This is a genomic window from Pseudoalteromonas rubra, from assembly GCF_000238295.3.
Taxonomy (GTDB): Bacteria; Pseudomonadota; Gammaproteobacteria; order Enterobacterales; family Alteromonadaceae; genus Pseudoalteromonas; species Pseudoalteromonas rubra.
This window is the reverse complement of sequence record NZ_AHCD03000027.1, coordinates 173,470-191,252: the sequence shown is the minus strand read 5'-3', so window position 1 is coordinate 191,252 and position 17,783 is coordinate 173,470. Positions and strand designations below refer to the sequence as shown.

Here is a 17,783-nt window from a genome sequence, read left to right as displayed (position 1 = left end):
CTTTTCATGCTGACGGATAATCTCTGTCGGTCAGCATTTTTTGTTTGCAAAGCGCAATGCAGTGCAATTTGCAAAAAACCTCACCACCACAGAACAAAAAAACATAAGCAACTGATAAATAACAACTAAATTCTTGGCACACTTCATGAAATAACCAGTACAGAAGTACAAGATTGAATTTAACTGGAGCGAATATGATGAAACTGCTTAACCCACTTTACCCTTTGATGACCTGCGGACTGCTGTCTTTTGCAGCCTCTGCAGTCGAACAGATAGAGGGTCAATATGTCTGGCAATTCCAATCTGGTGAAGCCTGGCCAACAGGCTACAACCAGTCTACCGGCAAGCCCGACTCACTGATTTATGCACGTGACGAATACAGTCCGGAGTTCTTCCAGCGCATTCAAAACGCACTGCCTGAAGCGAGAATTAACGAGGCCTTCATTACAGGTGACGAAGGGTCTACCATACACCTGGTTGAAGATGCTGAAGTGTTTGTAACGTTTATCCACGAAGGCGCGGGCTACAAAAACTCCTTTGGTTACTTTACCTTCGACCCGGAGAATCCGCCACAATCACCTGAAGAGGTGCAGGAGACTATCGTGTTTCCAAATCTCAGCTACCCACATCTGACCAATGGCCACCGGGTTAGTATTGGCGAGTTTCCGGCAGGCACCAGCATTGGCTTCTTTATTGCGGCAAACGGCTTTTGGTATTACACCGGCGTAAAACCATTTCAGATCCCTTATTACTATTCATTGTCTGATCTCAACCCGGAAAGTAACGAGACCTTGCGTCAGCACTGCGTGTTATTGCTGGATGAAGAAGAGCAGGAAGTGGTCATCGGCTTCGAAGACTTACCCCGCACCTGGGGAGACAACGACTTTAATGATGCGGTATTCAGCGTAAAAAGCTCACCCGCGACTGCCATATCCGCCCTCAACCTGACGGTCATGCCAGAGCAAAACGACAGCGATGCCGACGGCATTGAAGACGAACAAGATGAATTTCCTAACGACTTTAACCGGGCCTACAGCCAATATTATCCGAGCGCAGAAGGGGTCACGACACTCGCATTCGAAGATAACTGGCCTGCCCGCGGTGACCATGACATGAACGACCTGGTAGTTAAACAACGCATTCGCTTTACCTACAATGCGGATAACCAGATCAGCGGTTTCATCATCAATGGTTGGATCACGGCACGCGGTGCAGCTTACCAGAATGGTTTCGGTCTGCGTCTTATGAACAGTAACCCTGCACTGATTGAACAAGCCACACTCACGGTTGACGGTCAAAGCTATGACAAAACGGCAGAAGACGGACAAACCAACGCCGTGTTGTCATTGTGGAGCAATACCCATGTCTTCACCACCACAGGTCAGTCTGGCCAGTGCCAGCACTTTAATACGGTGATGACCTGCGATTACTTTGAACCTGTACCATACACCTTCGATGTCAGCTTTGAACAAACCCTGGATGCACTGAGCATCAACGATTTCGATTTCTTCCTGTACAGAACCCAAGATCGTTCACTGGAAATCCACATGGCAGATTTCCCGCCAACCGACAAGTTTGATGCTAACCGCTTTGGTACAGCCGATGATACCTCAGATGCACAAGCGGGCCGCTACTTCAGAACAGCCGAGAACCTGCCCTGGGCCTTAATGATCAGTAATGACTGGCACTATCCCAGAGAATATCTCGACGTAATCTGGGCGTATCCTGCCTACGAAACCTGGGTGGAAAGCAATGGCGAACAGGCTCAGGACTGGTTTATGACCAACGAACGCACCACCCATACGTTCAGCGCACACTAAGAGGATATGACCATGAATACATTAACTAAATTTTCAGCTTTAACCCTGGTTTGTTTCACTTTGAGTGGCTGCGGAGGCGGTGGTGGTGAAGGTGGCTCAACGGGCACCTCAACCAGCAGCGGTAATACGGCCACAGCACCGGCAAATAACACCAGCACACCTGCATCAACTGGGACCACACAAGATCAAAGTCAGGCGCAGAACGATGGCGCGGCAGCACCTGTGGAGCCGACAGAACCTGCACCAAGTTACGAGCCTGACCCGACATTGCTGGACAGCCCGGCTGAAACCTCTAACGACTTGCATGTCAAAGCGGATTTTAACTTCAGTACCAGTAAAACAGTGACCTTAGATCTGGGCGGCCAGGATGTGCTGGGAGACAGCCTGGCCAATAAAATGGTGAAAGTCTATGCCATGCATGAGGTGGTTGAAAGCTATGAGGATGAGGCAATGGCGGACAAAGCCCTGCTGGCAACGGCACGCTTTAATAATGCCGGACAGATCACCATGACACTGGATATTCCGGTTAATTACAAAACCCTGCTGATCAGCGTAGATGGTATGTTACAGAGCAATCATTTGCTCACCGAGCTGAATATGCAGGCCACCACAGTGGCACATCAGTTCAATTAAACAATGATAGTTCCTCGCAAAACCGCCTGCTCCTCTCTCATCGCAGGCGGTTTTATTTAGCACCATAAACTCCTGTATATTAATGCTTCAAATTGTCAAAGACTGTGTAATACTTCTATTAACACGCGTTAACTCAGGCAGGATTACATGGAACCGGTTACTAACATTACCTTGCTGTTCGTCGATGACGAACCCCTTATTCTACGCTCCCTCACCCGCGCGCTTAAAAATGAGCCCTATACAGTGTTCACTGCGTCAAGTGGAGAAGAAGGCCTGGCCTTGTTAGAACAACACCCTATCGACGTCGTTGTCTCAGATAAAATGATGCCCAATATGTCCGGCATTGAGTTTCTGGCTCAGGTCGCCGAGCGCTTTCCGGACACCATTCGCATGATGCTCACCGCCTTCACCGAAGTGGAAGACCTCATTGATGCCATTAACCAGGGCAAGGTATGGGGCTATATGCAAAAGCCCTTCGACATCGGCAATATCAAACTCACACTCGAGCAGGCCGTTCAGACCAAAATGTTGGTCGCTGAACGGAATATGTTGCGGGCCAGCCTGCAGCGCTATCATAGCTCAATCAAATCGCAGTTTTATCGCTTTGTAGGGGGCTCCATTGCCATGCAAATGGTGTATAAAGCCATCGAAAAAGCCGGCCCCAGTCAGGCCAATGTATTTATCACCGGGCCCAGTGGAACCGGTAAAGAGCTGGCCGCCGATGCCATTCACCGCGCCAGTACGCGCAAAGATAAGCCGCTGGTGTGTATCAACTGTGCTGCGATCCCCAGTGAACTGATGGAATCAGAAATCTTTGGTCACATTAAAGGCGCATTCTCGGGGGCCGTCACGAACCGCGATGGCGCTGCCACACAAGCCGACGGCGGCACCCTGTTTTTAGATGAAATCGGCGAAATGGACATGAACCTGCAGGCTAAGATCTTGCGTTTTGTCCAGTCAGGTACTTTCCAGAAGGTCGGCAGCGGCAAAGAAGAAAAGGTCGATGTGCGTTTTATCTGTGCGACCAACCGTGAACCGCATCAGGCCATTGCCGATCAGCGGTTACGTGAAGACTTGTTTTACCGTCTGAACGTCATTGCCATTGATTTGCCCGCATTGCATGAACGAGATCACGATGCCTTGCAAATTGCGCAGCACTTTTTGAGCAAGTTCAGTGAAATCGAGAACAAAGTCTTTGTTGGTTTTTCATCTGCCGCCGAACAACTCATCGTAAATTATGACTGGCCGGGTAATGTACGTCAGCTCGAAAACCTGATCCACAGCTGTGTGGTAATGTCCGATGGTCCCCTCATCACCGAAGACACGTTACAAATGCAGCTTAAGCTCAAGCCGAGCGATGCCCAGGCTTTACTCAATGGTCAATCAGGCAACGCCTCTGTAACTCAGAGCACACCAATGCCGCAACCGGTGGCAGTGCAGGAAAGTGGCTATGCAGCCCCACAGTCATCAGATGTCCCCTCTGCCAATCAGATTTGTTCTCTCGCCGAGGTTGAACGTATCGCCATAGAAAAGGCCATTGCAGCATGCGATGACAATGTGGTGAAAGCAGCCAGTTTACTAGAAGTCAGCCCGTCAACGCTGTATCGCAAAATACAGCAATGGGGAGACAATAAAACCGGCGCCTGATCCAATCAAACATGCTGTCTGTGCAGATTGCAAATTGCAAAATCGCCATTGCAAAATGCGATCTGCACACCTCCTCCGTTACTAAATTTGTCCAGCTTATAGCCTTCGAACTGGGCGTCACCATCTCAACCAATCTGTTAAAGCCATATAAAACAAACGATTAAAATCAATTCTCAGTTTGTTTTTTGTACTTACCCGTCTTGGTACGAATTTTGGTTAGTAAAGGTATCTGATAAAAAAGAGCGCGATACCATGACTCACTCATCCAGCACAATGCGGACCCTGCTCAGCAACACTTCGTACCTGATTGGTGCAGAAGTGGTTGCCAAGGCTTCGCGGCTGATCAGCATCATGGCCATGGCGGCCTGCTTGTCTGCGACCGAATATGGTACAGCCATGCTTGCGCTGACACTGCATGAAGTGCTGAGACTCCTGCTTCGCTCAGGCGCGGGGGCACAGGTGATCCGTGCCAGCGATGATGAATTGCCCGCATTTTTAAAAAATGGTCTATTACTTCAATGGCTGCTTTGTGGCGCTTTGTGTGTGGTGCAAATACTTGTTGCACTGGCGAGTACCTGGCTATTTCCTGGCCAGGACATGATGCACCTGGTCGCCCTGATGGCTCTGACTTATCTAGTCTTCCCATTGGTGTGTAATCAGGTCTTTCTGATGCAACGCCGAAACCAGATGGGTTTGTTTGGCCTGATCAGCAGCGTTTGTATCATCACCGAAAACCTGGCCCTGGCCGCTGCACTTTATCTTGATGCAGGCCTGTTGGCCGTCGTGATTGGTAAATGGGCGTTTACGTTACTGTGGCTTGGCTGCTTTGCCTTCATGCAGTCTTCGCCCCTGGCTGGCGCGTACAGTCGGGCCGTTTTTTCCCGGCTGCTGCGGGCATCAACACAACTGGCTGGCAGTGAGATCCTGCGCTCACTGCGTGTCAACATGGACATGTTTGTGGCGGCTCGCCTGCTAACCCCAGAGCTGTTCGGTTTATATAGTTTTGCTAAAAGTGTGGGCGTCGGGCTGGCGATATCCGTGGCCCAAGCCTACACCACTGCGCTCTACCCGTTTGTCTGCAAGCTTAAAAATGCAGGCAGCTTTGAGCGCAGACATCGTCACCTGTTGCTGGCCATCACGGCCGCAGTCTCTGCCATTTTCATCTTTCAGGCGTTACTGGTGCCCTGGTACGTACCGGTGTTATTCAGCGACAACTGGCAAGGCAGCTTTACCACCAGCGCACTGCTGTGCCTGATAGCGACAACGACCGTGTGGGTAGATAGCTACGCGATGATGCTTCGCGCCAATGGTCATTATGCACGAGAGTGCCAGCTTAACGCATATTGTTTACTGATTTCTCTGACAGGGCTGTTAATGATACAGCCAGGTCAGCCCGTTTTACTTGCTGCTGTTTTGGTCAGTTGCAGTGCTTTGTGGCTGCTCTTCCCGGCGGCAGACATTGCACTGAAACGCTGTCACGTCAGCGCAGCAAAATCTTCTTCATGATCCGGAGCCCATTATGACTAACTATGTAATTAACTCAAAACCCGTTGTCAGTATCATCATCCCTATGTACAACGTTGAAAAGTATATCGATAAATGTATCTGCTCGGTCCTTAACCAGACCTATCAAAATTTTGAAGTGATCTGTGTTGATGATGGCTGCAGTGACAACACACTCAGCTATCTGCGAGACTATAAAGATCATCGCATCAACATCATTCGCCAGCAAAACCGCGGCTTATCCGGGGCCCGTAATACAGGGATCCGTAATGCACGAGGCGTTTATATCGCTTTGCTGGATGCCGACGATTATTGGGCAGTTGATAAGCTAGAAAAACACATTGCTCATTTAAATCGAAACCCCCAGGTTGATGTCAGCTACTGTCCTTCGCTGTTTGTTGATGATGACAATAAACAACTGGGCATTGGTCAGTTCCCCAAGTTGAACAACATAGATGCCAAGACCATTTTTTGTCGTAACCCTATTGGTAATGGCTCTGCACCGGTGATCCGCGCTTCTGCGCTGGAAAAAGTGGCGTTTCACGATGAGACCCGCAGCTGGAGACAGTACTTTGATGAAAACCTGAGACAGTCTGAGGACATTGAGATGTGGCTGCGCCTGGCACTATACACTCAGGCGACCTTCGCCGGGATCCCTGAGCCGTTGACATATTATCGCGTCAACGCCAGTGGCCTGTCCGCCAACTTGCAAAAGCAATATCAGAGCTGGGAAACGGCGGTCAATAAACATCGCCGCAGCCATGCGCAATTTTTCAAGCAGTGTGGGTCGCTTGCGCGCGCTTATCAGCTCAGATATCTGAGTCGTCGTGCCGTGCAGTCGCGTAACACTTCAGCCGCAATAAAGCTGATACATCAGGCATTATTCACCGATATTCGCATTTTGTTCGAAGAGCCTGGTCGCACAGCACTCACCTGGTGTTGTGCCCTGACCAGTCTGTTGCCGAAGTCGCTTTACAATCGCGCAGAAAAACTGGCGATGCGCACTGTGGGCCAGTCGAATAAACACCCTGCGGGCTAACCCTTCGCTCCCGGGCCTGCGATTATCAGCATGTCGTAATGATAAGCTGATAGCGCACCTCGTACCTGAGGCCCTTAAGCCAGCTTTTGCTGGCTTCTTTTCATTTTGAAACTGCTTTGCAAAATACAAAAAGCCACGTAAAAACCCGCCTAAAAAACATTAACAGATTGATTATTATAAACTTTAAAAGTTGGCTCAAATTATGCTCCTCTCTTATTAAGACCACTTAGAGAGACAGACCTCCAAGGAGCACATTATGAAACCAGCCACTTCAATCACAGCCCTGATGACCCGCACTTGTGCGCTCGTACTGTGTGTGCTTGGTTCAGGGTGCACACTCAGCCCGGACTATAATGACGAGGACTTTTATGGCATGCCACATGCGGTTGGTACGCAATTCGGTCAGTCTAACTCCGTGTTTGCCTCTCGCCTGACTTGCACCGACGCGGACAACTTTGCAGCCGCAGCGAATTATCGCATCGACCAGCCTATTCCGCTTGCCGCACCTGGCCTGAATCCCTATGAGTCCAGTCACAGTGGGGTATTCGGCGCTGCACCACTGAGCCCGGGTGACCTGATCCAGGTCAGAATGGAATACGGTGAGGGCTTCAACGGCGACTATGTACTGGACAGCTCTGGCGCACTGACACTGCCCGTTATCGACCCCATTTACGCCGCGGGCCTGACCACCAAAGCGCTGGCACAAAAAGTTGAACTGGCGCTGATCCGGGCCAAAATTTTCCGTGCTCAAACGTTAGATGTCACAGTAAAAGTAAAAACCTGGGCAGCCATTGAAGTCCCGGTTTCTGGCGCAGTGTTTTCACCGGGCCGGGTCACCATCAATGCAAAATTACCCGAGCAACTATTAGATCAACAAGTCGCCGCGTCTGGCGATCACTCTAAGCAACGTCTGCTGTCCGAAGCGATACGTGCTGCTGCCGGGGTGCGTCCTGATGCCAAGCTGGACCAAGTGATTTTGGTGCGCCAAGGCTGGCGCATTGAAGCAGATTTGACCGGCATCATGACCGGACAGCCCGTTTCTGACCACGTACTGATTGCCGGCGATCAGGTCATTGTACCGAGCACCGGGTGTTTTCAGCCAAACCTGGTGAAACCGTCGCAGATCACGCCAAAAGGGTTTCGGGTCTTTATGTCTAACCTGATTGACTCATCAATGAGTAACGCCAATGCGGCAATCGGTCGTTTTTCCAGTAATCTGCCGTATGGCACCCGGTTATTGCAGGCCGCGATTTCAGCGAACTGTGTGGGCGGTAAAGAATACACCAATGCGCCACGTCGCGTCGTGCTGGTCAGCAACCACCCATTGACAGGCCAAACCCAGGTCGTCGAGCGCTCCGTAGAGGAGCTGATGCGGATGTCTTATCGCGACCATGTTAACCCTTATGTCATGCCGAATGATGCGATAGCCTGCTATGATTCAGATATCACTAACTTGCGTGATATCGCAAAGACGCTACTCGATATTGTGGCACCCTTCTCTTTGTTGAGTAAGGAGGACTCATGAACACGCAACTTCAAGTAACAACACCGTACTCACGGTTCAGGGCGGCGGTTTACCGCACCCTGCACAAACCTTATCTGGTGACCTGTCTGGTCAGCTATGCTGTGATTTTACTACTGGTTTTTGCTTACCTGCAACAACCCGCGAAATATCGCAGCGACCTGGACATGGTGTTACCTGGCACAGGCGCAAACAGTAATGTATCGCTTGATGAAGTTGGCCAGGTAGTGTCATCCACCAGCGCACCGTTTGGCAAGGGATATAATCCCAGAGTGAATTACAAAGAAATGCTGATGAGCAAAAACCTGCTGGAGAATGCAGCTAACTCTATGGGCATGTCGGCCAAAGCATTTGGCCGTCCCAAAGTGCGTCTGACTGAGCAAACCTCAATCCTGAAAATAGAAATCACCGGGGCCAGCCCGCGTATCGCAGAGAAAAAAGCCTGGGCTTTATACAACGCATTACAGGACCAGCTTGATCATCTGCGTGCCGATGAAGTCCAGCGTCGTGATGCCAGCATCAAGTCAGTATTAGATCAGTACAGAGAGCGACTTAATCTTACACGCAGCAACATTACTGACTTTCAGCAACGCTCTTTGCTGATCAGCCGGGACCAGCTAGACCAGCAAATGCGTACGTTGTCCAATTTGAAGGAACAGGTTGCCATCGTCAAAGCCGAAATCGGCCGTGCTGAGTATTTTGTCGGCCAGCTCAGTGTTGATTTAGGCGTATCCCCTTCCATGGCGGGCCAGGCCTTTGTCCTGCAATCTGATGGTGAGTTCAGAGCCTATTTGTCTGAACTGGATAAAAGTGCAGCTCAGTTAAGCGAATACCGCTCTCGCTGGGACGATGGTCATCCCATGGTAAAAGCGGAGCTGGCGCGTTTTGAGCAGTCAAAACTGGCGCTCAGAACCCGCTCGGAAGGTCTGGTCGGGATCAATGCAGCCCATGCGTTTCACACCACAGATCTGGCGTCTAACCCGAATCGCGCGCAACTGTTTGCTGATCTGATCAGTGCGTTTGCCGCCAAAAAAGGCTCTGAAGCAAAATTGATTGAGCTGGAAAATGAAGTGCAGTTACTCAATGAAAAGCTCAAAGTGTACGCCAGAGAAGCAGCCGAACTGGAACGTCTGGAGCGTGAGTTTGATTTGGCAAAAGCGGTGTTCACCTCAGCGGTCGCGCGCCTCGAAGCCGGTAAAGCGGATATTTTCGCATCGTATCCGGTGATCCAGCTGATGTCTCCACCGTCATTGCCTGTGAACTCGTTCTCACCGAAAAAGTCCATTGCCGTTGCCGCAGCACTGGCCGCAATGATCTTCTTATCAATGGGTGTGTTAATGATCAACAAACGCCGGGTGATCATTTCCGCTGTGATGAAACAGCCAGACTAGCCGGAGGCAAGCATGCTATTCACCGCCTATTTACCCTTCAAGGAAAAGCGCTTTATCAGCACAGAAGAAAAATTGGTCTGGGCGGGTCTGGTGCTTACCTACCCCACTTTTATGCTGGGCATGCTGTATGTGATGGGCTCCATCATCGGCTGGTTGATTTTTATGGTGGTCTTAATGCGCTGCTATCTGGACCTGCGTGCTAAGCCTCGCCCACTGTCACCGATGATCTGGATGTGGATCATCGCCATGTTGCTGATGCTCGTGGCTTTGCTGGTCGCGCACAGCGAATGGTCCTTGGGCACCGGGCAAACCATTAAGTCCACCATTGGCTGGATGAAAGGCTGGGCACTGCTGGCTATTTTTCCTGTCATTGCGGCACTTGCAAAGATCCGCAAAGAAGTGGTGATCCGCGGGGTCTGTATTGTCGCTATTCACACGCTGATCTTCTCTTTTATTTCAGTGGCATTTTATGTCGTCAAGTTACCCGGTGATATTTTCCTGTCGCCATTGAAGGTCATCGGCGGACCAGGGGAAAGCTTTTTCATGGTCAGCTTTTACGGCATTAACCCCGAGACGGGTGCCGGGCGCTGGCGCTTCTTTACACCTTGGGCACCAGCGGCCGGATTTATGGCTTGCATTTACTTAGTCTTTTGTCTGCAAGAAACAAACAACCGCATTCGTCGCTGGGCCATTGCGGGCTGCTGGGCCATGCTGCTGTTGTCGCAATCCCGCGCTGGTATCGCCATTTTCATTATGCTGTTTCCTCTGGTGCTGTTCAGCGATAAATTTAAAGAGCCCTGGATGCTGCTGCTACTTGGGATTACCGTGCCCATCATATTGCTACTCGGTGAACCCATCTACAATTCAATCATGGATTCTTACGAGGCCGTGAAACAACAGCGCCCGGGCTCTACCAGAGTACGAAAAGCGCTGGCCAACATTGCCATTCAACGCTGGCAGGCAGAAGCGCCTATCTGGGGCCATGGCATTGTTGAGCGCGGGCCCAAAATGGTGGAATTTATGCCAATTGGCTCGCACCACAGCTGGTATGGGCTGTTATTTGTCAAAGGCATGGTTGGCGCGGTTGCGCTGGCAGTCCCTATGCTGGTTTCGAGTGTCTATTTACTGTGGGCGTCGCAAGATTCAAAAACCGCACAGACTGCGCTGTGTCTGATGGCAGTGTTGGTCTGCTACAGCTTCTTTGAGAATTTGGAGATCCTATCGTATCTCTACTGGCCTGCCCTGTTGTGGTTTGGTTTTGCATTTAGCAACAAACGCTCATCAATGGCAATGTAACGGGTGGCTGCGCGCTTCAGCGAGTTAGCGGTGAGCTGAGGCACGCCGTACACTTCGACCTCACAGTTATGACGGCTGCGAATACGCTCGGCGAGTAAGTCAAAGTCTCCATCCCCGGTCAGCAATACCACCACATCACAATGTGGCGCACACTCCATGGCATCCAGGGTGATCCCCACATCCCAATCACATTTGGCCGAGCCATCGGCGCGCTGAATATAGGGTTTTTGTTTAACCTCAAAGCCGATGGCTCTGAGAATATTCTGAAACTGTTGCTGCTTGGGTGCATTAGGCTCGCTGGAATAGGCCAAAGCACGATACAAAGTGCGGTCTTTTAATACCGTCTCCCAGAAGCCGTTATAATCAAAGCTTCTGCCATAAGCCTGCCTGGTGGTGTAGTAAATGTTCTGGACATCGACCAGAATGGCGATTTTTTTCATGGTGTTACGGACCTTTTAGGTTCATTCATGATGACGGTCGTGCACCACACTGAGTGTCAATGAATGCATATATGCCCTCGTAATAAAATTGCTTGCCAAGCTCGGGCTGTTGCTTAATTGCCTTACCCAATGCAGCCAGCAAAGTATCCGGGTTCCAGGCGTGCAGACACTGGCCATCAACCCCATGCGGTGGATTCAGTTTGAGCGCATCAAGAAAGCCAAATAAATAACCCTGGCAACCCTGCCTGAGTGCACTGTGCTGCTCGGAACGACAGTCATCAACAAAGTGCATAAGCCGACTTGGCTGATAAGCCTCACTATGAAAACTTAACCAGGCCAACGTAAAGATCACTCTTACCCGCACATTAGACTCCCGCTCATCTGACTGCGTATCGGCTGCATAATGGCCCTACTATATCACAGACCCCTGCCAGTGGGGTCATAAATAAGACGTTAAAAATTCACAACGTTTACATTCCCAATACACTTGTTCCCCGGATAATCCCGCGTTTCGTTTAATTACCAAGGAAACTACTATGACCTATTCTCTGCGAATACTGTCTTTGGGCCTGGTGCTGGCGCTCGGTCAGGCACACGCCCACACCGAAGGACTGGCCGTCCACCCCTATTTGCAATCTGCAACCCCGACCAGCATCTGGATCAAATGGGAAACCAGCAGTGGTGATGAGTCCATTGTAGAATGGGGCACCACCGCTGAGCTGGGCCAGCAAGCCAGCGGCACCAGTGAAACCGGTTATCTGCTGAGTCGTATCCATGAGGCCCAATTAACAAACCTTGCACCGGATAGCGTGTATTTCTACCGGGTCAGAACCGGTGATACTTACAGTCATATTCACCAGTTCAGAACCCCACCGCTGGCCTCTGCCGAGAAGAGCAGCCGTATTCTGGCAGTCAGTGACATGCAGCGAGACTCGGGGAACCCGGGCAAATTTGGCGAGATCATTAATCAGGGTGTATTGCCTTATGTGCAACAGGCATTGGGACTTGCGTTACACAATGGCCTGAATATGACCCTGATCCCCGGCGATTTAGTCGACAATGGCCAGGATTACAACAGCTGGCGCACCAGCTTCTTTTCCCCCATTGCAGCGCTGGCCAGCTCAGTGCCGCTGTATCCTGCCCCCGGCAATCACGAGCGTGATACTCCAACCTACTTTAAATACTTCCGGCTGCCAGAAAACGGCACACCCGGCTATGAGGAACACTGGTGGTATCAGGACCATTCCAATATCCGAGTGCTGTCACTCGACACCAATACCAATTACCGTATTGATGAACAGCTCATCTGGCTGGACAAAGTGCTGGCCGAAACCTGTCTGCGAGCACAAACCGATTTTGTCTTCGCGCAGATGCACCACCCGCATAAATCAGAAATGTGGATTGCCGGTGAGACCGATTACAGCGGTAAAATTGTTGAACGTCTTGAGGCCTTTTCAACACGCTGCAACAAACCGAGCATTCACTTTTTTGGCCACACTCACGCCTATTCTCGCGGCACCAGCCGGGATCACAATCACACTATGGTGAATGTGGCTTCCGCCGGTGGCAACCTGGATTACTTTGGCGAGTTTGCCCAGCGCGACTACACGGAATTCTCAGTTAGTGAAGACGAATATGGCTTTGTGGTGGTAGATGTTACCGCCGGTGACGACCCGGCTTTCGAACTCAAACGCATTTCAATGGGCGATGAGCAAGTGCCACTAAACAGCCAGATCAAGGACACGCTGACTGTACGGTTAAACAACACTGCACCGTTTACGCCTGAAATATTGGCCCCCACAGGACAAGTCCCGGCCAGTTGTGCCAACGCAGTCGCAACCTTATTTGCAGATCCCGATAAAGATCTGTTTGGTGCTGCTCACTGGCAATTGAGCAGTCACTGCGATGACTTCAGCCAACCACTGATCGATACCTGGTATCAGCATGAAAATATCTGGGATGGGGTTGATACCCGTGCAGGCCTTGCACCTAACCGCTTTGCACTGGGTCAGCTCACGCCTGGTGCGCAGTATTGCGTTCGCATGCGCATGCGAGACCGTTCGCTAGCCTGGAGTGACTGGTCACAACCGCAGTCATTTACCACCACTGATAGCACACAACTGACCGACAACCTGCTACAAAACCCGGGCGCAGAACTGGGCACCGACAGCTGGCTAGGTGACGGGCCGTTGGAAAGCCTGACAGATAAAGCCTGTGGCTCCGTTTCCCCTTATCAGGGTGAACGCTTCTTTGCCGTCGGTGGTGTCTGTGATAATGAACGCCAAAGCGGACGCGCATATCAGCGTGTTGATGTCAGCAACTGGGCTGCCAGTATTGACAATGGCACCCTAAAAGCCCTGTACTCGGGCATGCTACGTAGCTGGGGTGGCAGCGATATTCCCGCTTTTGCCCTTGAATTTCGTGATGCAGATCTGGCGCTGTTGAGCAGCACACCCGAAGTTAAAGGCGGGACTGCCAACTGGCAGGCCTATGTTCAGGAAGCGCCGCTGCCCGCCAATACCCGTTATATCGATTTCGTCCTGACGGGCCAGCGTACCAGTGGTACCGACAATGACAGCTATTTTGACAACTTAGCGCTCAAGCTGGCCGAACAAAGTGACTGTGCAACAGTGTCGGATCAGGGGCCTGCTGGCGTGGCGGAAGAATACATTACCCAGCAACCTGGCAACTCAGCCAATCTGCTGCAAAACCCGGGTGCTGAAGCCGGTATTCAGGGCTGGAGCGGCGCCGGTCCGGTGGAATCTCTGACAGCTCAACAATGTGACTCTATTCCCCCTGCGACTGGCGAGCGTTTTTTTGCCGTGGGTGGCGTGTGTACAGGGGAGTCGGCTCAGGGTCAGATCAGTCAGACACTGTCTGTACAGCACTACAGTCGATTAATCGAAGCAGGCCGGGTCAGCGTCAGTTATGGCGGTCAACTTCGCAATTACAGTGGTAAGGATGTGCCCGCCATTCAACTGCATTTTCTCGACAACCGTAGTCAAAGGGTGAGTGACAGTGAAAAACTCAGCACCACAGCTGCACAATGGACAACCCTATCCGGGCAAACACTACTACCCAAAGGGACAGCCTATATTGAGTTTGTCCTGCAAGGAACACGTAATCAGGGCAGCGACAATGACAGCTACTTTGATGATTTGATCTTGCAAATACGTGTTGATTAAGCCATCCGCCGCCGATCCACATCGGCGGCACCTTGAACTTTTCGCATCATGACACTTTTTTGATTGTTTTTTACACTTTCCCGGTCCGGTATCTGATACATTCAATTTGCGTAAAAATCATCCCATTTACGTCCCCTCATTTTATACAACATAAAAAGGAAGTGTTTATGGAACACAATAAAAAGCAATCAGGCGAACATATCGCCACCTCACGACGTCAATTTCTCAAATCATCACTGGCTATGGGCGGTGCCGTCGGTGCAGCCCCTCTCATGCTCAGCAATCCCGCTGCCGCCAGTCCTCAATATGGTCAGTATCACAAAGTGTATGCCGACGACCCCAGATATCTCTCTATGCTCACCGGTTCTAACCTGAGGTTTCCCAATCAGCCTGGCTATATCGCAGCATGCAGCTCTGCCCATGAAGTGTACATGGCTGCCACAGAGGCAGTGGCAAATAACCTCAGGCTCACTGTGCGCTCTGGGGGACATTGCTATGAAGGCTTTGTGGTAAATGATCAGGGTGTGGTTATTGACCTCAGCAATATGGATCGAGTCTATCGCAGCGATGATCACTATGTCGTTGAAGCAGGCGCTTCTTTAGGACATACCTATAAAACCCTGTTTAAGGAATTTGGCGTGATCATTCCTGGCGGCTCCTGCTTTGGCGTCGGTGTTGGTGGTCACGTTTGCGGTGGCGGATTCGGCATTCATTCCAGACAATACGGACTCAGTAGTGACTACCTGGTGGGAGTGGAATTAATCACCTTTGATCAATGGGGCGGACAGGCCAACTATCCGCGCAGCTATTTTAAAGGTCAATCAGCAAAAGCTGACGAAATTGTCTGGGCACATCAGGGTGGTGGGGGAGGCAACTTCGGCATAGTGACTAAGTATTTCTTCAAAGACCTGCCCCCTGTGCCGGCATATATCCACCTACAGGAAATTGCCCTGCCCTGGCACTTGTTCGATTATGACCAGTTCGCCCAACTACTGCGCAATTATGGCGAATTCTGGTACACACATAACGGCCCCGATAGCCGATTTAATGCATTACACACTTCTATGGCACTAACCAACTCAGTGGCTGGCAGCGGCGACATTCGACTATCCCTGTATTGTAGTGGCGATCCAGCCCTGATTGATGAATTTATCGATGCCTTGTTTACCCCAGAACAACTCACGGAGGCAAAAAAGGGACTACGTACCACCAATCATATGGGCTTGCAGGAACAGGAAAACGCCCCTCAACGTCCGGTGCCGCCAGGCAGTTATTTTAGTATGCCCTGGTGGTATGGCACTCAATATGGCGCTGGGACACTGGTTGGCGCACGGGGTAAGAATAAATCGGCTTATATGAAACAGCCTTTTCCCGACGCACAAATTCAAACACTCTGGCAAACATTGCGCCATGGCGACTACCTGAGCCCAGGCGGCATGTTGCAGCTATCTTCTTATGGCGGCCAGATAAACGCGTTATCAGACACCGACACTGCCGTTTCCCACCGCGATTCCATTATGAAACTTCAGTATCAGACCTACTGGTTTGATGCCGCTCAGGACCCCTACCACATTGGCTGGATCAATGGCTTTTATCATGCCATGTACGGCGCGAAAGGGCCGCTGCCTGACGAAGTGATGGATGGCTGTTATGTGAATTATGCCGATGTCGATATCCCGAACTGGCAGCATTTATATTACAAACACAACTATGCCAAACTTCAACAAGTTAAACGCAAATTAGATCCCCATAACAAGCTCAACCATGCTCAGTCTATAGAAGTTTAGCGGATTATTTTTGAGGCCTTTCCATGGCCTCTTTCTGCCACTGCTCTACTTAGCTTGTGTCATATAGTCCAGAGTAAACTGGGTGAGCGCCCGCGTGCCCAATTTAAATGCCGATTCATCGGCCATGAAATAAGGGGAATGATTACTGGCAGCATTTCGGGGGTCGATGTCTTTTGCCGTTCCGCCCAGAAAAACGAACAACCCGGGTACTTCCATTGCATAAAATGAGAAGTCTTCAGCCCCCGTCACCTTAGGCATTTCAATCATGCCCTGTGCACCAAACACCTTCTCCAATGTTGGTAACATTTGCTCTGTCAGAGCCGGATCGTTCACGGTTACCGGATAACCTTCGATGATGTTCACTTCTGCGGTGTTTCCAGAAGCCTGTGCGATATGCTCCGCAGTGTGGGTAATTTTATCGAAGATCTGTGCCCGGTTGTCCATGTCAAAGTTACGAATCGTCCCCACCATATTCACTTCTTCGGGAATAATGTTATTGCGCACCCCACCGGCGATTTTGCCAAATGACACAATGGCTGGCTCTTTGGTGATATTGATCTGACGGCTGACAATATGATTCACCCCGGAGACGATTTGCGCAGCGGCGGCAATGGGATCGGCACCTGCCCAGGGGGTGGAGCCATGGGTTTGCTCTCCTTTCACACTGATCTCAAAGCGATCGGCACTGGCCATAGTCGGACCACTGCGATACCCCAGCTGACCGACATTGAGCTTAGAAGTAATGTGCAAACCAAACGCCACTTCCGGCTGATACTTTTTAAAGATCCCCTCTTTAAGCATTAGCTCTGCCCCGCCTTCTTCCCCTTCTGGTGCCCCCTCTTCAGCAGGCTGAAAGACAAACATCACGTTACCTGCCAGCTCATCACGCATCCCCGCGAGCACCTCAGCCGCGCCCATTAACATGGCGACATGGGTATCATGCCCACACGCATGCATGATGCCGACATCCACCCCACGATAATTGGTCGTCTTAGTTGATTTAAACGCCAGATCGTTCTTCTCGGTCACCGGCAGCGCATCCATATCGGCACGCAACATCACAGTGGGCCCGGGCTGAGTGCCTTTCAATATCCCTACCACACCGGTATAAGCAATCCCGGTTTCCACTTCCATGCCCAGTGCTTTTAGGTGCTTGGCCACCTTGGCTGCGGTTCGCACCTCACGGTTACCCAGCTCTGGGTTCTGGTGAATATCCCGACGCCATTCAATCACTTTAGGTTCAACCTGTTGCAGTAATCTGGCATGATCCGATGCCAAGGCGGGCATGCTCAAGGCACCGAAAATCGACGCCACACTCAAGCTCATAATAGATTTGTTCATTTCCCTTCCTTTTGTATTTTTTATTAGTCAAAAACCAAAATAACAGACAAAGTTATTAGAGAAAGGGATTTGCGACAGAGGCTGGATGAGTGCGGTGAGATAAACAGGGTAAGCTAAACTGCAACCGAGCTTTGATGCTTTTGAAGCTGTATTCAGTGCTACCCAGGCGCAGTTGACGG

The 17,783-nt window shown here is 50.8% G+C and carries 13 protein-coding genes; 10 read left to right on the top strand and 3 right to left on the bottom strand.

Features of this window, described 5'->3' with window-relative positions; genetic code table 11:
• The first annotated feature begins 194 nt into the window (after positions 1-194).
• From PRUB_RS05225 to PRUB_RS05190, 8 genes are all read left to right on the top strand, one after another.
• Positions 195-1,820 carry an LruC domain-containing protein gene (locus PRUB_RS05225; RefSeq protein ID WP_155946382.1) on the top strand — a complete coding sequence of 542 codons (1,626 nt, stop codon included), beginning with the start codon at positions 195-197 and terminating at the stop codon, positions 1,818-1,820.
• Positions 1,821-1,832: 12 nt separating this feature from the next.
• Positions 1,833-2,453, top strand: coding sequence for a hypothetical protein (locus PRUB_RS05220; RefSeq protein WP_010384114.1), 621 nt, complete (start codon positions 1,833-1,835; stop codon positions 2,451-2,453).
• A 147-nt stretch (positions 2,454-2,600) separates the two neighbouring features.
• On the top strand, positions 2,601-4,100 hold the full coding sequence (locus PRUB_RS05215) for a sigma-54-dependent transcriptional regulator (protein ID WP_010384113.1): 1,500 nt from the start codon (positions 2,601-2,603) through the stop codon (positions 4,098-4,100).
• Between the two features lie 252 nt (positions 4,101-4,352).
• The gene (locus PRUB_RS05210; RefSeq protein ID WP_010384112.1) at positions 4,353-5,606 is read left to right on the top strand and encodes a lipopolysaccharide biosynthesis protein; all 1,254 of its coding nucleotides are present in this window, start codon (positions 4,353-4,355) and stop codon (positions 5,604-5,606) included.
• Positions 5,607-5,619: 13 nt separating this feature from the next.
• Positions 5,620-6,642 carry a glycosyltransferase family 2 protein gene (locus PRUB_RS05205; RefSeq protein WP_010384111.1) on the top strand — a complete coding sequence of 341 codons (1,023 nt, stop codon included), beginning with the start codon at positions 5,620-5,622 and terminating at the stop codon, positions 6,640-6,642.
• Positions 6,643-6,898: 256 nt separating this feature from the next.
• Positions 6,899-8,167, top strand: a complete 1,269-nt coding sequence (locus PRUB_RS05200) for a polysaccharide biosynthesis/export family protein (protein ID WP_010384109.1) — start codon at positions 6,899-6,901, stop codon at positions 8,165-8,167.
• Positions 8,164-9,555, top strand: a complete 1,392-nt coding sequence (locus PRUB_RS05195) for a GumC family protein (RefSeq protein ID WP_010384107.1) — start codon at positions 8,164-8,166, stop codon at positions 9,553-9,555. Before PRUB_RS05200 ends, PRUB_RS05195 begins: the two co-directional genes overlap by 4 nt.
• 12 nt (positions 9,556-9,567) lie before the next feature.
• Positions 9,568-10,851 (top strand): O-antigen ligase family protein, encoded by a 1,284-nt coding sequence (locus PRUB_RS05190; RefSeq protein ID WP_010384105.1) that lies wholly within the window; start codon positions 9,568-9,570, stop codon positions 10,849-10,851.
• On the opposite strand, the gene PRUB_RS05185 is transcribed toward PRUB_RS05190, so the two are convergent.
• Together PRUB_RS05185 and PRUB_RS05180 are read right to left on the bottom strand one after the other, a co-directional pair.
• A complete protein-coding gene (locus PRUB_RS05185; RefSeq protein WP_010384104.1) occupies positions 10,785-11,291 on the bottom strand; it encodes a LabA-like NYN domain-containing protein in 507 nt (168 codons plus the stop codon). The two genes, PRUB_RS05190 and PRUB_RS05185, sit on opposite strands and share 67 nt — an antisense overlap.
• Positions 11,292-11,316: 25 nt before the next feature.
• Entirely contained in the window at positions 11,317-11,655 is a 339-nt protein-coding gene (locus PRUB_RS05180) for a hypothetical protein (protein WP_021032900.1), read from the bottom strand.
• 172 nt (positions 11,656-11,827) lie between these two features.
• Here PRUB_RS05180 and PRUB_RS05175 point away from each other — a divergent pair, with 172 nt between their 5' ends.
• Both PRUB_RS05175 and PRUB_RS05170 read left to right on the top strand, forming a co-directional pair.
• Complete coding sequence (locus PRUB_RS05175) at positions 11,828-14,476, top strand: purple acid phosphatase family protein (RefSeq protein ID WP_010384102.1); 2,649 nt, start codon at positions 11,828-11,830, stop codon at positions 14,474-14,476.
• Positions 14,477-14,643: 167 nt separating this feature from the next.
• Positions 14,644-16,263, top strand: a complete 1,620-nt coding sequence (locus PRUB_RS05170) for an FAD-binding protein (RefSeq protein WP_010384101.1) — start codon at positions 14,644-14,646, stop codon at positions 16,261-16,263.
• A 45-nt stretch (positions 16,264-16,308) separates the two neighbouring features.
• Here the strand turns inward: PRUB_RS05170 and PRUB_RS05165 are convergent, their stop codons facing one another.
• On the bottom strand, positions 16,309-17,604 hold the full coding sequence (locus tag PRUB_RS05165) for an amidohydrolase (RefSeq protein ID WP_010384100.1): 1,296 nt from the start codon (positions 17,602-17,604) through the stop codon (positions 16,309-16,311).
• Positions 17,605-17,783: the final 179 nt, after the last annotated feature.